General features: G+C 31.0%; 12 protein-coding genes. 3 read left to right on the forward strand and 9 right to left on the reverse strand.

The genetic code is table 11. From position 1 onward, the window contains the following. Positions 1 to 73: 73 nt before the first annotated feature. From NQQ59_RS05525 to NQQ59_RS05535, 3 genes are all read right to left on the reverse strand, one after another. Positions 74 to 1,138 carry a tetratricopeptide repeat protein gene (locus NQQ59_RS05525; RefSeq protein ID WP_144214656.1) on the reverse strand — a complete coding sequence of 355 codons (1,065 nt, stop codon included), beginning with the start codon at positions 1,136 to 1,138 and terminating at the stop codon, positions 74 to 76. 582 nt (positions 1,139 to 1,720) lie between these two features. Next, the gene (locus NQQ59_RS05530; protein ID WP_186296573.1) at positions 1,721 to 1,864 is read right to left on the reverse strand and encodes a hypothetical protein; all 144 of its coding nucleotides are present in this window, start codon (positions 1,862 to 1,864) and stop codon (positions 1,721 to 1,723) included. A gap of 49 nt (positions 1,865 to 1,913) precedes the next feature. Then, positions 1,914 to 2,498 carry an RNA polymerase sigma factor gene (locus tag NQQ59_RS05535; RefSeq protein ID WP_144214657.1) on the reverse strand — a complete coding sequence of 195 codons (585 nt, stop codon included), beginning with the start codon at positions 2,496 to 2,498 and terminating at the stop codon, positions 1,914 to 1,916. Between the two features lie 541 nt (positions 2,499 to 3,039). Here NQQ59_RS05535 and uvrA point away from each other — a divergent pair. Next, a complete protein-coding gene (gene uvrA, locus NQQ59_RS05540; protein WP_144214658.1) occupies positions 3,040 to 5,835 on the forward strand; it encodes an excinuclease ABC subunit UvrA in 2,796 nt (931 codons plus the stop codon). Positions 5,836 to 5,916: 81 nt separating this feature from the next. On the opposite strand, the gene NQQ59_RS05545 is transcribed toward uvrA, so the two are convergent. The 5 genes from NQQ59_RS05545 to NQQ59_RS05565 form a co-directional block, all read right to left on the reverse strand. Further along, complete coding sequence (locus NQQ59_RS05545) at positions 5,917 to 6,216, reverse strand: hypothetical protein (RefSeq protein WP_167365388.1); 300 nt, start codon at positions 6,214 to 6,216, stop codon at positions 5,917 to 5,919. A gap of 435 nt (positions 6,217 to 6,651) precedes the next feature. Next, positions 6,652 to 8,121, reverse strand: a complete 1,470-nt coding sequence (locus NQQ59_RS05550) for an oligosaccharide flippase family protein (RefSeq protein ID WP_144214659.1) — start codon at positions 8,119 to 8,121, stop codon at positions 6,652 to 6,654. 39 nt (positions 8,122 to 8,160) lie between these two features. Beyond that, the gene (locus tag NQQ59_RS05555) at positions 8,161 to 9,447 is read right to left on the reverse strand and encodes a glycosyltransferase family 4 protein (protein WP_144214660.1); all 1,287 of its coding nucleotides are present in this window, start codon (positions 9,445 to 9,447) and stop codon (positions 8,161 to 8,163) included. A 69-nt stretch (positions 9,448 to 9,516) separates the two neighbouring features. Further along, positions 9,517 to 11,973: a YfhO family protein gene (locus tag NQQ59_RS05560; protein ID WP_144214661.1), complete on the reverse strand. Its 2,457-nt coding sequence runs from the start codon at positions 11,971 to 11,973 to the stop codon at positions 9,517 to 9,519. Positions 11,974 to 12,022: 49 nt separating this feature from the next. Continuing rightward, positions 12,023 to 12,316, reverse strand: coding sequence for a DUF4834 family protein (locus NQQ59_RS05565; protein WP_144214662.1), 294 nt, complete (start codon positions 12,314 to 12,316; stop codon positions 12,023 to 12,025). Between the two features lie 122 nt (positions 12,317 to 12,438). Here NQQ59_RS05565 and NQQ59_RS05570 point away from each other — a divergent pair, with 122 nt between their 5' ends. Together NQQ59_RS05570 and NQQ59_RS05575 are read left to right on the forward strand one after the other, a co-directional pair. Then, positions 12,439 to 13,407 carry a transporter gene (locus NQQ59_RS05570; protein WP_144214663.1) on the forward strand — a complete coding sequence of 323 codons (969 nt, stop codon included), beginning with the start codon at positions 12,439 to 12,441 and terminating at the stop codon, positions 13,405 to 13,407. 48 nt (positions 13,408 to 13,455) lie between these two features. Then, positions 13,456 to 14,574 carry a GTP cyclohydrolase gene (locus NQQ59_RS05575; RefSeq protein WP_144214664.1) on the forward strand — a complete coding sequence of 373 codons (1,119 nt, stop codon included), beginning with the start codon at positions 13,456 to 13,458 and terminating at the stop codon, positions 14,572 to 14,574. Between the two features lie 315 nt (positions 14,575 to 14,889). Here NQQ59_RS05575 and NQQ59_RS05580 read toward each other — a convergent pair whose 3' ends face one another. Continuing rightward, entirely contained in the window at positions 14,890 to 15,378 is a 489-nt protein-coding gene (locus NQQ59_RS05580; RefSeq protein ID WP_144214666.1) for a hypothetical protein, read from the reverse strand. Positions 15,379 to 15,384 lie beyond the last annotated feature (6 nt).

Genomic DNA, 15,384 nt, shown 5'->3' on the forward strand with positions numbered 1-15,384 from the left:
TTAGAAAATTAGATAATCAATTGATTGGTCGCAAAATATCTAATTATCACATTTTCTAATTTTCTAATACTATTTACCTTCCAGCTTTTAAGGTATTATATTCGTTTGTCATATCCAGCGACCTATAAACACCTAACAAAGTTTTCGTCGCATCTTCATTTTTAGGTTCTATAGCAAGCACTTTTTTCAGATATGGAATGGCACTTCTTGTAATATCATCTTTTTGGGCATTCAGCTTATCATATTTCTGCATTTCTGCTTTGGTAGTTCCTAATGCTGATATTTCATCTGCTAAATCTTTTTTAATTTGTAATTTCAAATAAGCAAGATTGATATAGGCATCAATGTAATCTGGATTTAACTCTAAAACATAATTATAAGTCGCTTCTGCTTTTTGATAATCTTTTCTCTCCAGATAAGCAAAAGCTAAATTACTATTAACTTCAATCTTTTTAGAAGGAACAGATTCTGTTCTTGGTTTTTCATAAAATCCTTGCTGAATGGCAGATTCTCTAGCTTTTGGTGAAATAAAAACGTCTTCTTCTTTCGTTTTCTTATTGGTTGCATAATACAAAACACCTTTTCCAGAGAAATTAATCTTTTTCAATAACTCATAGTAGGTAACTGCAGCACCATAATCTTTTGCATTTATAGATGAGGCTGCAGCGTTTAATAAGTTCAAAGTATCCTTTTTGTCGAATAAGTATACTTTATAACTCTTGTCAGCACTTTCTTTGAATTTTCCGGTATTAAAATCAGCCATTGCTCCCTTAACAAGACCAGCTTTCATATCTTTTAAGGCCATATTAGCTTTAACAGTAGATTTAAATTTACCAGACTCATTTTCATACAAAAATACATCTTGGTAAGCTTGTGATGCCAATGTAAAATTATTCGCAGCATCAACATTCTTTAAAGCTAAATCTTTTAAAACATTCCCTTTCAAGAAATAGTAATCAGATTTATCTTCGTCTGGGGCATTAAGGATAAGATATTCGGTTTTGGTTAAAATAGCTAAAGATTCTTCGCTTTTTCCTTTATCATACAAAGATTGCGCTTCTTTAATTCGGTCTTTTTGGGCAAACGTGGTCATGCTTATTAATAATAAGCAGGATAGCATTCTAATGTTCTCTTTCATTTTGCGGTTAAGTTTTGAGGTGGTTAAATGATTTTCTTTTATTCTTGAAGAATAGTTACGAAAGACAATTAAACTGGTTAAAAATTACTTTCTTAAACTATAATATCAGCAAAAGATATTTTCTGGTTCAAATACTTTTACTTAAAATCAAATAGACAAACTTAACAAAATAAGGTAGGGTAGTTTTTCTTCATAAATGATCTGATTTGGGTTAAATATTTAATTTTTAGTTTATTATTATTTATTGTTAGAATTCGACAGAAACAAACCAATATGAAAAATATTCAATAAAAGCTTTTTTACTGAATAAAAAATTAGTTTTTAACTAAAATAAAATTAAAAATTAAACAAACACACAAAAACCAGTCAAAATATTAAATTTTAACAAAACTTATAAAAAAATGATATAAAAAACTTACGCAACAAAAATTTAACTGATTATTCTCTAAAGAAATAAATTAAGGAATATTTTTACATAAAAAAAACTCACTATTTGTTTTATATACAAACAGTGAGCCTTTCAAACCAAAACGACCATTTGGTTCATGTTTTAATAAACATCCGACAGGAGCAGTGGGCTGTTTAATTAGCTATAATCTCAAAGCTTTTGTCCTCAACTTTAACTACAGTCAAAGCTTGAGAGTAGTTTAAAAGAAAAGAAACAACTTCTTTATTAGGTTTAAGATTTTTAGAAGCTAATGCTTTTTTTGAGTAAATTTTCGCCATACTATCAAATGTTTTATATTAGTATAACGAGCTTATTACCAAAATAGTATTAGTTGGTTAAAATAATTTGATGTTTGTCAATTATTTTTCTCAAATTCATTAATGCATAACGCATTCTTCCTAACGCGGTATTGATACTAACGCCTGTAATTTCTGAGATTTCTTTGAAGCTCATATCCTGATACATACGCATAACCAAAACTTCTTTTTGGTCCTCAGGTAATTCTTCGATAAGCTTTTTCAAATCGACTTCGACTTGATCTACTATCATTTTACCTTCTATAGTTAGTGCGTCATCTGACATGATAGAAAAAATCGAAAATTCTTCGGTTTCTCTATACATTGGCATTTTTTTAGTTTTGCGAAAATGATCTACGATCAAATTGTGCGAAATACGCATTACCCAAGGCAAAAATTTACCTTCTTCGTTGTACGAATTGCTTTTTAAAGTTTTAATAACTTTAATAAATGTATCCTGGAAAATATCATTTGAAATATCTCTATCAGCAATCTTAGAATATATGAAACCATATATTTTAGATTCGTGCCTTTTTATTAATGTTGCCAAAGCAGCTTCATTGCCGTCAACATAATTTTTCACTAATAGAGCATCTGGAGTATGCAGATCAGCCATAATTCTACTTTTTTAGTTCTAATTTTAAAATTTGGAGTAATTTTTCTAAAAAGTAGTTTTTTTATATAGGCGAATCTTTTTTTTTGAGTTGTGTTAATATTGCGACCAAATTTAACAAATAAATGTTTTAGAAAGCAAATAAATTTGCTAATAATTAAGAAAAAAACATTTATTAAAGTAAAGTAAACTTAGATTTTACATAGAAAATGCTAACAATATCTACAATGAAATTAGCAAAATCCCTTTAAAAATAAGCTTTCAAACCTTAAATTTGATCTTTAAATGATTCAAGTCATCCTTAAATCTGGATTTAAATTACAATTTTTTCTTCACTAATTTTATTTTTCTGACGTAATTATTTTTCTTGATTGCTTCTATTTTACTTTTATTCTTTTAAAATCAGGATAAAGTTTTACAAAATTTCTGTTCGAAAACCACTTTCCAACTTGTTGTTTTTATGATAAAATAGTTAAAATTTGGAACTATATCCTTAACAGAATCCAATTCAAAATTGATTACTTTTGTAAAAACCGACATTTTTATGCAAATTGATCTTTCTACGATAGACCCAAAATCAAATATTATAATAAAAGGAGCACAAGTACATAACTTAAAAAATGTAGATGTTGTGATCCCCAGAAATAAACTTGTTGTTATAACCGGACTTTCAGGATCTGGAAAATCAAGTTTAGCATTTGATACTTTATATGCCGAAGGACAAAGACGTTATGTAGAAAGTTTATCTTCTTATGCCCGTCAGTTTTTAGGCCGTTTAGACAAACCTAAAGTTGAATACATTAAAGGAATTGCTCCCGCTATTGCAATTGAACAAAAAGTAAATACAACCAATGCTCGTTCTACTGTTGGAACATCAACGGAGATTTACGATTATATGAAGCTTTTGTATGCCAGAATTGGTCGTACCTACTCTCCTGTTTCCGGACAGGAAGTCAAAAAGAACACTGTTACAGATGTTGTTGCAGACGTTAAAAGCCTGCCAATTGACAGCAAATGGCTTCTACTCGCTCCTATTCATCTTGAAGAAGGAAGACAATTAGAAGATAAATTAAAAGTACTTCTTCAACAAGGATTTGCACGTATTCTGGTTGACAATGAAATGATTCGTTTAGATGAATTTTCAGCTTCAGACTTACATCAATTTGACAATAAAGATATCTTATTGATTATCGATCGTATTGTTGTAAAAGAGGAAGAAGAATTCTTTAATCGACTTGCAGATTCTGTTCAGACAGCATTTTTTGAAGGAAAAGGAATTTGTTATCTACAGGAATTAAATGCTGAGAAAAGATTTTCGTATTCAAACAACTTTGAATTAGATGGAATTACTTTCTTAGAACCAAACGTTCACTTATTTAGCTTTAACAATCCTTACGGCGCTTGTCCTGTTTGTGAAGGATATGGAAATATTATCGGGATTGATGCTGATTTAGTCGTTCCAAATACTTCTTTATCTGTTTTTGAAAGTGCTATTTATCCGTGGCGCGGCGATAGTATGAGCTGGTATAAAGACGAATTGGTTAAACACGCTTATAAATTTGACTTTCCAATTCACAAACCATATTTTCAATTAACAGAAGAACAAAAAGATTTAATCTGGACTGGAAATCAATATTTTCAGGGATTGAATGATTTCTTTAGAGAATTAGAAGAAAAAAATTATAAGATTCAAAATCGTGTTATGCTTTCTCGTTATAGAGGAAAAACAAAATGTCATGTCTGTAAAGGCAAACGTCTACGCGAAGAAGCATCTTATGTAAAAATAAATGGAAAAACAGTTTCCGACCTAGTTGATCTTCCAATAAAACATTTGGTTACTTTCTTTAAAAACATCGAATTGAATGTTTATGAGCAACAGATTGCCAAACGTTTGATGGTTGAAATCAACAACCGTTTATCTTTTTTAACCGAAGTAGGATTAGATTATCTGACTCTAAATAGAAATTCCGCAACACTTTCGGGAGGTGAATCACAGCGTATCAATCTTGCTACTTCTCTTGGAAGTAGTTTAGTTGGATCCATGTATATTTTGGATGAACCTAGTATTGGTCTACATCCTAAAGATTCGGAAAGACTGATTAAAGTATTACTTTCTCTTCGTGATTTAGGAAATACCGTAATTGTAGTGGAGCATGACGAAGATATTATGAAAGCTGCCGATATGATTATTGATATAGGTCCTGAAGCCGGAACTTTTGGAGGAAAACTTGTTGCTCAGGGAACTTATGATGAAATCTTGAAATCAGATTCTCTAACAGCTCAATATCTTAATGGAAATCTGGAAATTGCTGTTCCTAAAAGAAGAAGAAAGTTTAAAAACCATATTGATATTGTAGGTGCACGCGAAAACAATTTAAAGAATATTAATGTTACTTTTCCTCTCGATGTCCTAACTGTCGTTACGGGTGTTTCTGGAAGTGGAAAAAGTACTTTGATCAAAAAAATTCTGTTTCCTGCCATGCAGAAAAAACTGGAAAGTGCCTCTGAAAAAGCTGGACAATTCAGTGAATTAAAAGGTTCGTTCTCTCAAATCAAACATATCGAATATGTTGATCAGAATCCGATTGGTAGAAGTTCGAGATCAAATCCTGTAACGTATATCAAAGCGTATGACGATATTCGTGATTTATATGCAAAAGAGAAATTATCCAAAATAAGAGGTTATCAAGCCAAACATTTTTCTTTTAACGTTGATGGTGGCCGATGCGAAACTTGTAAAGGAGAAGGGTCTATAAATGTCGAAATGGTCTTTATGGCCGATGTTTCGCTTCCTTGCGAAACTTGTGGTGGAAAAAGATTCAAAAAAGAGATTTTAGAAGTTACTTTTGACAATCAAAATATCAATGATGTTTTGACTATGACCATTGATGATGCAATTGCTTTTTTTGAAAAAAACAAACAAGCTAAAATTACTCAAAAACTACAACCGCTTCAGGATGTTGGACTAGGATATGTTCAGTTAGGACAATCTTCTTCCACTCTTTCTGGTGGTGAAGCACAACGTATTAAACTGGCTTCATTTTTAGTAAAAGGAGCCACAAAAGACAAAGCATTATTTGTGTTTGATGAACCAACAACGGGACTTCATTTTCATGATATAAAAAAGCTTCTTGCTTCTTTTGATGCTTTAATAGAAAAAGGACATTCTATTATCGTAATTGAACACAATCTGGATTTAATAAAATGTGCCGACTGGATTTTGGATTTAGGTCCCGAAGGAGGAGAAAACGGAGGACATTTATTAGCTTCGGGAACTCCTGAAGATATTGTAAAAGTAAAAGAATCTGTAACTGGCGTTTATTTAAAAGACAAATTATAAAAAGTATTTTATAATAAAGCCCTAAATACAATTGATTAGTTTGTATTTAGGGCTTTTTTATTTTATTTCTCTTTTAATGTTTTATGCTACCAAGCATCTTTCTTCAAAAGGAAGACCATCTTCGTCGATAGCTACTAAAATCTTTTTTTGTTTTGAAGCCTCAAAGGTTAAATACAGCCAAGCAAATGACCATAAACCAAGAGTTAAACAAAAAATCATAAAATTTAAACTGTGATTAACTACTTTTCCTCCTTTTGATAAGACAGCGAAAAGGAATTCATCATTTCTTTCTTCTAAAGTAAATCCATTATGAACTTTGTTTGATATCATATTTGAAAATACTTGCATGCTTTGTTCTTGGCTGAGATGGTTGTCTTTCATAATTATTCAATTCTACATTAATCCATAAACTTTTTCTTGCGCATTTTATTGCAAAACTACTCAATATTAAATAATAATAAAATACCTACATTTAGTGATTTTGTTAGAAATAATTCTGCAATTTCCTCTAAGTAGTATTAAATTTTCAGACTAAAGTTAATTTTTATCTAATTAATTACAAAATAAATACATGTTAAAATTTATTATTTAATAACTAATTTTCAATTACTTAACTTTTATCTGTAAAAAGCAAAAGACAGATTTTTATAATAATGTTTGAAGAAATCTCGAGGAATCTAATGGCATTTTAATCTTTAGAATTCATTATCAAACAGATAACAAATTCCAGATTATTTAGAAAGAAAACTAAATTTACAGTTTTCCAGAGCTTACAAGAAGTTTTTTAAAACACTAGTATTTTTCCTGCAATTAAAATTAGATTTTAATTCCTATCTTCTTAAAAACAGAATCGATAACATTATTGATGTCTGGAGAAATTTTGAATTTATAATTCAAATACACATACAGAATAGTTACTAAAATAGATTTTAATGCAATACTGATCAATTGGAAAAATGGAAATTCCCAGAAGTAAAATACCAGAAATAAAGCAAATGTCAAAAGTATTGAATAAACAGTCTGATTGGTAAAAGGATATAAATGAAGCTTTTTAACTACAAAAAGCAATTTAGCCAAACTGTATAAAGTAATTGATAAAAGTGTCGCAAATGCAGAACCAAAAATTCCAAAAATCGGAATAAATATCATATTCAAAACTACAGTCAAAACAACCAGCATTAGACCTAAATACAATACCATACGGTAATATTTTGTATTAAAAATAATGGCATTGTTATTTCCTAAAATCAAATCAAAGTATTTAGAAAGACCAATCATAAATACTACTGGGATTCCTCCACTATATTCTTTTGGAACCAATTCGTACAACTGATCGATATTTACAAAAATACAAAGCATTACAAATCCGCCCACAATTTGCAGATTGATAGACGTTTTTTTGTATAATTGATTTAGTTCATCATGTTTGTTTTCATGCATCAGTTTAGCTGTAATAGGATATACGATTTGATGCATCGCACGACTCGGAACCGATATTACTAAGGCAATATATGTCGCAACAGAATAAAAAGCAATATTGTCAATAATCATATACTGATTCAATATCATTTTATCTCCGTCTAAAAGTAAATTAGCAACACTTCCCGACAAAATTATATAAAAGGAATACACCAATACATCTTTAGCATTTTCAGGTTTTGTAAACTGAAACACTGGCTTCTTAATATTAAATGCATAAAACATCGTAACTAAAAACGCTAATAAATACAATACAGCAGTTGCATATACAAACCCCTCGACACTAAGTACGTCATAATAAACTGCAATCAATAAAAACAAAGAAAACAATCGTAAACCGATTTCTTTAATAAAATTACCAAAAACAGAATGCATATGAACGCGTGCCCAAGCATAAAAGATTTCAAAATAAGCCATCGTTAAGCCTATAAAAGGAATTAACCAGATATAACTTTTAACAATCGCATTCTTTTTTGACAAAAAGAACAAAATTTCATCATAGAAACAAAGTCCGATTAAGATCAGTGGAATTATTAACAGGATCGGAAATAAAACCGTGAAGGATAAAAACCGATTTTTTTCTTCTTCTGTTTTATATTGAGAATAGAATTTTACTAATGTATTTTGCATTCCAATGGCAAACAACGGCATTATAACATTTGCACTGGAAGTAATGTAGTTCGTTAAACCATAGAAAGTCGCTCCAAGAAAAATCGGATATAAATAAAGTGTATTAATGGCTCCGATACCAAAACCTATATATGTAATTACAGTATTTTTAAAAGACTGATTTAAGACAATACCCATTTCTTGAGTTTAGATTGTGTAATTTAAATTTTCAATTGATTATTTCTTAATCAGTTGTGCTAACTGTTTGGTTAGATTTTTTCGGGAATACTGCTGTAAACCAATTCCATGTGATTGCAATTTCCCTTCTAAAAACTGATTAAAAAAGTCCAAAATTACACTTTTTAATTTCGCTTTTTCAGAATAATCAAAAAATACTCCTGTATTGGTTTGTGTTACAATATCGGCAAAGTCAGAACCTTGTGGTCCAATGGCAATTATTGGACGGTTTGAAACCATATATTCAAATAACTTTCCTGGAATAATACTTTTAGTATCTTCAGAATTAATCTCTATTAAAAGTAAAACCTGAGATTTTCTTTGATGCGCAACTGCTTCTTTATGGGAAACATATCCAACTAAATTCAAATAATCATTTAATTGATGTTCCTTTATTGCATCTAAAACTTCCTGACTTACAGCACCAATTAGTTTGATTTCTAAATGAGATTTGAATTCTGGAATTTCTTGCAGTAATTCAACCAAAACTTCCCAAAGAAAAGGCGGATTTCGATCTGATAAGAAAGAACCAATATGTGCCAGAGTAAATTTGGTATCTAAGGTTTGCTTTTCGACCGTTTCTACATCATAACCATTTGTAATTACTGTAATTGGCTTATCCGTAATGGCTTGAAATTCTGTTTTTGTAGTTTTACTAGTTACAATAATTTCATCAGCCATATTCAAAACCTTATGCTCTAACTTTTTGTGTTTTTTTTCAGCATAAGAAGATAATCGAAGTGCTTTATGATATCCAATTGTGGTCCACGGATCGCGGAAATCTGCAAACCACTTTACTTTTAATTTTTGTTGTAATTCTAAACCAATTAAATGCAAACTATGCGGCGGTCCAGAAGTTACAATCGTATCAATATTATTTTCCCGAATGTATTTTTCTAAATAAGAAACAGATGGTTTTACCCAAAAAACACGGGCATCTGGAATAAAAAGATTACCACGAACCCAAAGAAACGTTTTATCTAAAAAAGTCTGTTTTTTCTTTTGAGGAAAAATCCCAGAACTGATTTTTTTGGTTTTATTTTTTGAAAATATAGAAGCCAATTGATAAGGCTCCCAAATTTTATTCTTTAAAACAATTACTTTATCTGATATTTCACTTACCAATCCTTCATCAACAATGGGATAAGTCGGATTTTCTGGAACATAAACAATAGGTTGTACATCGAATTCTGGCAGATATTTTACAAATTTTAACCAACGTTGTACACCTGGTCCTCCAGCAGGCGGAAAATAATAGGTAATTATTAAAAGTTTTTTTTGTTCCATTTAGGATTTATTCAGTTCCACAGAGATTCGCAAAGAAATATTCACGGAGTGCTCGCAAAGTTTTAAAATTTATTTTTGAGTATTTCCGTTATTGCTTTGTGAATCTTTGCGAAAGAATTTTTCAAAATAAACACCTCCAAGTAAAAGCAATAACATTCCGATTGAACTAATTAAAGTAATTGTTCCTCCTGTTTTTATTACTTGTGGTTCAAATTTAAATTCGATAGTATGTTTTCCACCTGGAATTTCCATTGCTCTTAATACATAATCAACAGGAAAATGATCTGTCAACTGACCATCTACATAAGCATTCCAGCCGTTTTTATAATACATTTCAGAAAAAACAGCCAAACCGTCTTTTGCATTATCCGATTTATATTTGATATAATTTGGCTTGTATTCTACCACTTTAATTGTTCCACTTGTATCCCAAGGTTTCTTTAATCGAGCATTAGGGAATTTACCTTCGTGTTCATGAACATTAAAAACTGCTACTTTTTTAGTATCCAAAGTATTCAGTGCTTTCATAACATCATCTGCTTTGTTTACCAGTTTTACAGAACTTACAAACCAAGCATTTCCATTAGCATCTGGATTAACAGTCGGAATTTGATTTCCTTCCTTGTCTACCTGAATTACATACTTAACATTTAACATATTAAGTATTTCAAGATTGTTTTTAGCAATTTGATAATCATACAATTGCTGCATTCTTCTAGGTCTTACAGCACTGTAACCTCCAATTGTTTTATGAAAATAAGAAGATCTTCCCTGCAATTGTCCTTGAAGATCAAAAACACGATAAATTGAAGTATCTTTTAAAATCTGAGAATCAGCGGGCGTTTCCTGAAAAGGAGCCGCAATCTGAACTGGACTCACAAAATCTTTTGCCGAAACGTATTTTTTGTCTACAAAAAACAAATCAAAAATCATTACAATTCCCACTACAATCAATGTAGTTGTCTGAGAAAATCTATTTTTGATAAACATCCAAAGAACGACAAAAGTAACTACGATTAAAAATCCAGATCTCAATAAATCTGCATAATACATCGTTACTCGATCTTCTTTTAATGCATCAACGAAATCTGGTCCGTAACTTTCCATGAAATATTGATCACTTACTCCTGTAAAGTGAAAGAAGCTTTTAGCAATCAACAAAATAAAAAGTATTCCTAAACCAAAAACCCCTGTTTGAACCAGTGCTTTCTGTTGCAATTTAAGTTCATCTTTAGCTTTAAAAAAGGACTGTAATCCCATAACAGCCAAGACAGGAAAACATAGCTCTAAAATAACCTGAATAGAAGAAACAGCTCTAAACTTGTCATACATTGGAACGTGCTCTATAAAAAAGTTTGTCAGTAAAGAGAAATTTTTTCCCCAAGAAAGTACCAATGTAAATAAAGCACCTGATAAGAATACGTATTTGATTTTTCTTTCATCAATAAATAAAGCTAAAACAGCTAAAAAGAAAACAACTGCTCCAATATAAGCTGGTGCAGATACTATTGGCTGATCTCCCCAATAGGTTGGTATTCCAGAAACAAAGTCTTTAGCTTGTCCTTCCGGAACTCCTTTTTCTAACATGAAAGCATACATACGACTATCTGTACCTACATTTTCATGACTTGATCCTCCAAATATTCTTGGAGCAATTAAATTTAAACTTTCCGCTATACCGTAACTATATTCCGTAATATAATCGGTTGTCATAGAGGCAGTAGTTTCATTTTTTGATCCATCCGGATTAAAAGTCAGCTCACTTTTGTCTCTTATACTGTATTTAGCGTACTCGCTAGTCGCTAATAAATTTCCAGCATTGGCTCCAATTGCAAAAATTCCGGCAACGATTAAAGTTCCGATTGAAATTAATAAAGGTTTGTATTCTTTGTTTTTAATAAATTCAAAAGCATAATAACCTGAAAGTATCAATAAGAAAATCAATAAATAATAGGTCATTTGAAAGTGGTTGGCATTCACTTCTAATGCCACTGCAAACATAGTGAGCAAACCTCCCCAAATGTATTTTTTCTGAAAGACGAGTATAAATCCAGCAATTACCAAAGGCATATAGGCAATAGCATGCGCTTTTGCATTATGGCCAACTCCTAAAATGATGATCATATAAGTTGAAAAACCAAATGCAATGGCTCCGATAAAAGCCTTTAATGGATCGGTTTTTAAAACCAGTAACAAACCATAAAATCCAAAGAAATATAAAAATAAATAATCTGCAGGACGTGGCAGAAAACGAAGAACGTCATCTATTTTACCCACAAAATCATACGGATAATTTGCCCCAAGCTGATAAGTCGGCATACCACCAAAAGCAGAATTGGTCCAATAAGGTTCTGCATTTTCCATCGCTCTAAAGTCATTTTGCTCTTTTGCCATTCCGGTGTATTGAGCAATATCTGACTGGAAAATCTGCTTTCCTTGTAGAACTGGATAAAAATAAATTAATGAAACAAGAATAAAGCCCAGTATAACAAGGGCATGCGGATAGAACTTATTTACTATTTTCAATTTTGGCTGGTTTGGGTTAAAATGAATCCTAAATTTTCAGGACACAAATCTAATCTATTTCTTCGTAATCAACATACTCTCCCACTTTTTTGGTTTCGCGTGGGTTTTTAGCATTAGCAGTATTAATGATTATTTCATCATTATTATTTGTATTCTGATTATTGTGATATGTATTCCCCTGATTATATTGCTGTTGTTGTCTTTGAAAATTCTCACTAGCATTTTCTACAGCCTTTTTAACCAATACTGGCAAAAAGATTCTAGCTAAGAATTTAAAAATGTAATAAAAAGCTATAACCCACATGATGGTTTTAAACAAACCTGAAAATGACGCTTCTTGCATAACTATAATTTTTTTTCAAAATTAATAAATCCGTTGCTTAAAAATAAAATATGAATCTTAAATAAATAATAAAATATGTACATTTGATATGCGTTATTATATTTTAACCCAAAAAAAATTATATGTTTAAAATTAAAAACTTACTCGCCCCGGTACTTTTTTTTATTCCACAACTGTTTTTTGCACAATATACTGATGTCATTAATTCAAATCGTCCAGGCGAAACCATGTCGGCATATGGAGTCGGAAAATCAGTAATTCAGGCCGAACTTGGTGTTTACGGCATTAAAGAAAAACACGATTTATTAGATTATGATGCCAGCGGTTTTGGTACTGATTTAACACTGAGATATGGTGCTTTTCTTGAAAAATTAGAATTTGTTCTTGATTTGCAGTATCAAATGGAAAATTTTGACACACCTTATACCAGCTACAAGAAAAACAATTTCAGACAAACTGTTTTAGGAGCTAAATATCTTATTTATGATCCTTATAAAAACTATAAAAAAGAAGTTAATATTTACAGCTACAAAGCCAATCGAAATTTCCAATGGCGTGAGTTGATTCCGGCTGTTTCTGTTTTTGCGGGAGCCAATTTTGTTGGAGCCCAAAATCCATATTATTTTTCACCAGATGGCGCCATTTCTCCTAAAGTTTCTTTGATTACTCAAAACTTATTTGGTGGTGGATCATGGGTTTTTGTAACCAATATTATTGCAGATTATATTGGTACTGACTACCCAAGTTACGGATATGTATTAACTTTGACCCACGGATTCAACGACAAATGGTCTGGTTTTGTTGAAAATCAAGGATATAAAAGCGATTTCTATAGCGATTCAATTCTTCGTGGTGGTGCTGCTTATCTTCTTTCTTCCAACATGCAGGTCGATGCTTCGATAAGTACAAATTTTAAGAATACTCCATCAATATTATACGGAGGAGTTGGTATATCATGGCGTTACGACGGATGGTACAAAGAAAAAGTAATCGAAGCTAAAAACGATGCCAGAGCCAAAAAGAATATGGACAATGAAAAAAGTGTCGATTATCAGGAAAAAGAAAGAAGACGTAAATCTAAATACGAATAAAATTAATAACCCAAAAACTCTACAAAAGAGACACTCAATACCATATTAATGATCACAATTAAAGAAGCTAAAAGCAAAAAAGAATTAACGGAATATATCAAATTTCCTTTTTCACTTTATAAAGACAGTCCATATTGGGTACCGCCAATTATTGCTGATGAATTAGAGTCATTTGATAAAACCAAAAACCCTGCTTTTGATAATGCTGAAGCTTATTTCTATTTGGCTTACAGAGACAATAAAATTGTAGGTCGTATCACCGCAATTATAAACTGGTCTGAAGTAAACAATCAGCATAAACGAAAAGTACGTTTTGGCTGGTTTGATGTAATTGATGATATTGAAGTGACAAAAGCTTTATTGGAAAAAGTTTTTGAATTGGGAAGAAAACACAATCTAGAACATGCCGAAGGTCCAATGGGATTTTCGAATTTAGATAAAGTTGGAGTTCTTACAGAAGGTTACGATCAAGTTGGAACTATGATTACTTGGTATAATCATCCATATTATGTAACGCACTTAGAGCAATTAGGATTTCAAGTTGAAAAACAATATATCGAAAGTATATTTCCTTTCTCAAACGTAAAACCGGAATTCTTCCAAAAAGCTCAAGAATTAATAAAAAAACGTTACGGCTTAAAAGCGCTTAATTTTACCAAAACAAAAGACATTATGCCTCATGTGGACAAAATGTTTGATTTGTTTAATGAATCTTATGAGAAACTGGCTTCATTTGTAGCTATTTCTGATGTTCAAAAGGAATATTTTAAAAAGAAATACATCAGTTTTATAAATCCTGAGTATATTAAATTTGTGGTTGACAAAGATGATAATCTAGTCGCTTTTAGTATTGTAATGCCTAGTTTTGTTGAGGCTTTACAGAAAATAAAGGGAAAATTATTTCCTTTTGGTTTTCTTCAATTATTAAAAGCAAAAAAACACAGTAAAGATGTGGTTTTCTATTTGATAGGAGTTCGTCCTGAATATCAAAACAAAGGTGTAACGGCTATTATTTTTGACGAATATTACAAGACTTTTTCTGCTAAAGGAATCCAGAAATGTATTAGAACTCCAGAATTATTAGAAAACAACGCTATTCATTTACTTTGGAAAAATTTTGATCCGACCATTCACTGTCAGAGAAAGACTTATTTGAAGAATCTTTAGTTTAGTTTTCAGTCGCAGTCACAGTTTTCAGTTTTTAAGATTATGACACCAGATAAATCTTCATTAATTATTTGTGATGAATGTCAAAGTGAGTTTTATAAAGAAACATCTAAGATGAAGAATTTATGTCCTGAATGCGCTCATTTATTATATGGCTATGAAAATTGTATCCACAAGTTTGAAAGCGGCCGTTGCTTAAAATGTTATTGGAATGGAGATTCTAGCGAATACTTGAATAAAATCAAAAAATAATAAACATAAAAAAAATCCATTCGCCCCCAAACGAATGGATTTTAACTTCATAGTCACTTTCATTTATTCTACTTTACAATCGACTTTTGTCAACGTATTTTTTGCATCAAATTTCAGTTTGGTTTTATCTTTAAAAGAAACTTTGTCATTTGCCTCCACAACATCGCCGTAACCTTCGATGAACGCACCATCTTTTTGAAGAAAAGCAACTTCTCTTACAGACGAAACTCCCTCAGAACTAAAAGTATAATCGGCAATTAAGGTATCTCCTTTCATGTTTCCGATCAGACTTCCTTCATTTTTATCTTTTCCAACTAAATTATAACTTAGTTTTCCGTTTACTTCTTGATGTGAATTTACATTAAAACTCATTTCTATAATGCTTCCGTTTGATCTCCAAGCGTAACATTGATCTCCCGCAGGCTCAACCAGCTCAGCTTCTTTCGGTGGATTTGGTGTAATTTGTACTGGCTCTGTCGTCGTTGTTTCTTTTTTACAAGAAGCAAAAATTGACAAGGCAAGTACTGCTGTTAGTGTTAGTACTTTTTTCATATTTCC

Origin of the sequence: Flavobacterium panacis (genome assembly GCF_024649945.1) — a bacterium.
In the GTDB taxonomy this organism is placed as follows: domain Bacteria; phylum Bacteroidota; class Bacteroidia; order Flavobacteriales; family Flavobacteriaceae; genus Flavobacterium; species Flavobacterium panacis.

Coding starts and splice junctions, on each gene's coding strand:
- NQQ59_RS05555 (WP_144214660.1), bottom strand. CDS start 9,447: ATGGAACAAAAAAAACTTTTAATAATTACCTATTATTTTCCGCCTGCT.
- NQQ59_RS05580 (WP_144214666.1), bottom strand. CDS start 15,378: ATGAAAAAAGTACTAACACTAACAGCAGTACTTGCCTTGTCAATTTTT.
- NQQ59_RS05550 (WP_144214659.1), bottom strand. CDS start 8,121: ATGGGTATTGTCTTAAATCAGTCTTTTAAAAATACTGTAATTACATAT.
- NQQ59_RS05575 (WP_144214664.1), top strand. CDS start 13,456: ATGATCACAATTAAAGAAGCTAAAAGCAAAAAAGAATTAACGGAATAT.
- NQQ59_RS05525 (WP_144214656.1), bottom strand. CDS start 1,138: ATGAAAGAGAACATTAGAATGCTATCCTGCTTATTATTAATAAGCATG.
- NQQ59_RS05570 (WP_144214663.1), top strand. CDS start 12,439: ATGTTTAAAATTAAAAACTTACTCGCCCCGGTACTTTTTTTTATTCCA.
- NQQ59_RS05530 (WP_186296573.1), bottom strand. CDS start 1,864: ATGGCGAAAATTTACTCAAAAAAAGCATTAGCTTCTAAAAATCTTAAA.
- uvrA (WP_144214658.1), top strand. CDS start 3,040: ATGCAAATTGATCTTTCTACGATAGACCCAAAATCAAATATTATAATA.
- NQQ59_RS05535 (WP_144214657.1), bottom strand. CDS start 2,498: ATGGCTGATCTGCATACTCCAGATGCTCTATTAGTGAAAAATTATGTT.
- NQQ59_RS05545 (WP_167365388.1), bottom strand. CDS start 6,216: ATGAAAGACAACCATCTCAGCCAAGAACAAAGCATGCAAGTATTTTCA.
- NQQ59_RS05565 (WP_144214662.1), bottom strand. CDS start 12,316: ATGCAAGAAGCGTCATTTTCAGGTTTGTTTAAAACCATCATGTGGGTT.